This window comes from Desulfovibrio sp. OH1186_COT-070, assembly GCF_003860215.1.
Taxonomy (GTDB): domain Bacteria; phylum Desulfobacterota; class Desulfovibrionia; order Desulfovibrionales; family Desulfovibrionaceae; genus Desulfovibrio.
The window spans coordinates 1-3503 of the sequence record NZ_RQYH01000063.1 but is presented as its reverse complement, the minus strand read 5'-3'; the positions used below and the strand labels follow the sequence as shown (position 1 = coordinate 3503).

The window sequence follows — 3503 nt, the reverse complement described above, 5'->3', positions numbered from 1 at the left end:
GTCACAAATATCGTGTCGTCGATGTGCGCGCATAGCTTCTCCTGTCATGCAGGAAGAGGTGTTATCATACTATTCATAGTTTGACGACACTATCTAGATTGTAGTTATGGTGTACTAAAAAGATTAATTTCATTTAAATAGGCGGCGGGAGTAATTACGCCCCTCATAAATTTTTGGTAAAAAGTAATAGGAGGTGTGGCGTAGCTTTTTGAAGAACCGTCCTCTCCAGGGTTAAGTACTGGCAAATCACAGAGCGCTTCTTCTACAGTTATCCAATTATTCCGTCCACTTTTTTGCGAAGTGAACTCATGCGGTGTGGGAACGGCGAAGTCTTTATTGGCTCCTCCGATAAGAAACACCCTTTTTCTCCGTTGAGGGATAGCATAGTTCTCAGAGCTAAGAACCCAGCCGTTGATGACCGGCATAGCTTCGCTAAATTCAGCCTTTATTCTTGCAAAAACATTGCCTTTCTCCATATTCAAGAGCCCTGCAACATTTTCAAAAATGAAGCCATCCGGTTTCACTTCAGAAAGGAACTGCTTATAGTATAAGAATAAAAGGTTTCTCTGATCTTCCATGCTTCGTTTTTTTCCTGCTGTCGAAAAACCTTGGCACGGAGGGCCACCAAGCACCCAAAAGGGAGTGTTTGAACATTCCTCTTTCATTTTCGTGGTGATAACGCATAATTTCTTCAAAAAAGAAGCATCGGACATACTACCCGTCAAAACGTAATCATGTACGTTCGCTGCATAAGTTTTCAAAAAAATTGGATTTATGTCGGATGCCATGAGAGGTTTCCACCCAGCCCACTTGAATCCCAACCCCAATCCACCCGCCCCAGAAAACAAGTCGATAAAACAGCCCGCTTCTCCGATGGACCTTTCTATTGTCTTTGCAATTTGAAAAGCTAATAGAGGTGGTACGGCGTTGCCAATCTGTGTGTTAATTGCAGACTGTGAACCGAAGAATTTAAAGCTATCAGGAAAAGATTGAAGTCGTGCCGCTTCCCGTTGGGATAGTACCCGATCCTGTTCATAATGAATATGGCAGCCATTGCCTGGCCGGTTAAAATACGTGTTGATGGTATATGAAGGGTAGTTTCGCGAAAGCCGCCCATAATACGTAGAACGACTACCTAGCCCTTGCCGAAAACTTTCTCTGATCTGAGAAATCCTTTTTGAGGGAATATCTTCAGGGATATTTTTCCAGTTTCCCCCTTCAGGAACAGATTTTACAATACGCATATCTAGTTCGCTAAGCTTCGCAGTAGCATGATTAGCGATTTCACTTGTTGTACCTTTGCTAAACATCACAGCAACTTTCCTCGGCATATGCTTTTATAAGGGAATTCCTTTCCTCAGCTGATATTTTTGTAAAAGAATTTATAATATTGTTAAATTCAAATTCTGACAATTTATATATGTTCCGGGCAACATAAGCTTCAATATTGTCTATATTTTTTTTGTTTCCACACAATGCCATTGCTACATATTCAGATAATTTTTTGAATCTAGACAACGAACCAACATCTGGAATTGCAACTCTTCTTAGCGAAGAAAGGGAAATATGGCCGGTTGCTAAATAATTTTTTAGTTGAAATTCAAAGCACAGTGAGTTCATGACTCCAAGAAGAGAGTATAGTTCTTCCAATGTGCTTTTTCGTATATAAGCGACGCCTAGAGAATTCCCTGCGATAATTTTAGGTGGAATAACAGTGGCTATAACGCGTCTTTTTTGACTCGGGCGTGATACATCTCTCCATGCAATTCTATGAAAATCGCAACTTTGTGGAGGCGTCCACCCATTCTTACATACGTTCAAGGATGGTTGTTCTGTTATTTCATATCGCCCGATCATTCTTCCTTTTATAAATAAATACCCATTGCCAACTGGTTTTAAAAAATTATCAATTCCAGTCTGATCAAGCTCTCTTCCTGCCCACAATCTACCGTTTTGTTCGGCTTCTCCCCAAGTGCCGCACTCTGCTTGCATTTTTTCTAATATTCCTAAATTTTTAACCCCCATTGTAATGGGAATAGGACAACTCTCTTTTATTCTAAAAGAATCTGATGACGTTGTATTCAGTTTTTCATCAAAAATCGTAATATTAATACATTTGTTTCCACTTTTTTCTTTTTCATAAACTAAAGAACATGAATCAAAATCCATTCCGCTGAATAATTTTGCTCCTGATGGATAATATGAAATATCTATTAATTTATTATCAATCAACAAAAAATCTCTTAATCCTTGAGATTGCTCATCTGCAAAAAATGATGCGGGCAAAACAATTCCACAGAAGCCATTCGGCTTACATATACGATGAGCCAACTCTAGACCTACGCGTGACAAATTTGTTCCCCAGCCAGCATACTTCGTTTTGGGCTGAGACAGTGGATATTCCTGAGCCAAAAACAAATCATAAGATTTCATTTCAGTTATATATCTACTTTTTATATCATCATCCAAAAATGAAAGCTCTCTTGTATCTGGCTTAATAAGTTCCCATGGAGGATTTGTGAGAACAAAATCATATTCATCATAAGAGTCACAGAGTAGGCGAAAAGAGTCTCCGTGATGGATATGTGCGCTCACTGACGCACCACACTTTTTTAAATTTTCTATTTGATCGCTCACAAGTTTAAGCCCTTCCATTTCAATGTCATATAAATGAACGTTCCAGTTCACTTTTGGAAGGCACTTTTTTATCCATCTGTTGATGAACCAGCAAGCCATCCGTCCATCGCCTGCAAAAGGGTCAACAATCGAAAAAATTTTTTTATTTTGGATTGTTATGTTGTCAAATATTAAATCAAAGATTCTATTTGCAATAACATCTGGAGTGTAGAATTTTCCTGTGGATTTTACACCGAATGAGAACGGGATGTTGCAGCCGCAAGAAGATTTTATATATTCTAAGTGATTCATATTTATTTCAAATTGGAACTTAAATATTTTTGTGCCTCGATCCATTTGTAAATATCAGAAGGCAGAAAGCGCCAGTTGTCCGCGACTTTAAACCCCGGCAATTTGCCATTTGTTGCCATTAGGTACACGGTTCGTGCATTTACATTAAGAAGGCTGGCGACCTGCTTAACGGTCAAAGCTTGGCTCATCTCCATTCCCAATGCCCTCCTGTTTGTATGGCAACACAGTACATTTCAGTCGCTTATAGGTCAACACTGACGGTGTCAGCTATTCGGCATATGGCTTTAGATTTTATCTTTTAGGATACCGTTAGTTTTACGGTGTAATGTTTAGATGCAGGTAGCAATTTTCTTCAATCGTCAAGCATAGATTGTAATTCATAGCCATAGATAAGAATAAGTAGGCATAATAATGAGTTATATATCCTTAAATCTTCCTACGGGTGCTACTGTATGGGCATTTGAGAGGGCAGGACAGAGTGTAATCCCCCCAAAAAATGGTAGCGTTTGAAAGTAGAATTTCCCATACTCATGAAGCGGGAGATTTTACATGAAAAAATCACGGTTTACAGACAG

3 protein-coding genes are annotated in these 3503 nt (G+C 39.1%); all 3 read right to left on the bottom strand.

Annotated features, from left to right (window positions below; all coding sequences use genetic code 11):
- Positions 1 to 104 precede the first annotated feature (104 nt).
- Genes dcm through EII23_RS11560 form a run of 3 tightly spaced genes read right to left on the bottom strand, consistent with a single transcriptional unit; the run spans position 105 to position 3122 of the window.
- Entirely contained in the window at positions 105 to 1310 is a 1206-nt protein-coding gene (gene dcm / locus EII23_RS11570; protein ID WP_124793500.1) for a DNA (cytosine-5-)-methyltransferase, read from the bottom strand.
- A complete protein-coding gene (locus EII23_RS11565) occupies positions 1303 to 2928 on the bottom strand; it encodes an Alw26I/Eco31I/Esp3I family type II restriction adenine-specific DNA-methyltransferase (RefSeq protein ID WP_185702390.1) in 1626 nt (541 codons plus the stop codon). The genes dcm and EII23_RS11565 overlap by 8 nt, the downstream gene beginning before the upstream one ends.
- 2 nt (positions 2929 to 2930) lie before the next feature.
- Entirely contained in the window at positions 2931 to 3122 is a 192-nt protein-coding gene (locus EII23_RS11560) for a helix-turn-helix domain-containing protein (RefSeq protein WP_221620396.1), read from the bottom strand.
- Between the last annotated feature and the right edge of the window lie 381 nt (positions 3123 to 3503).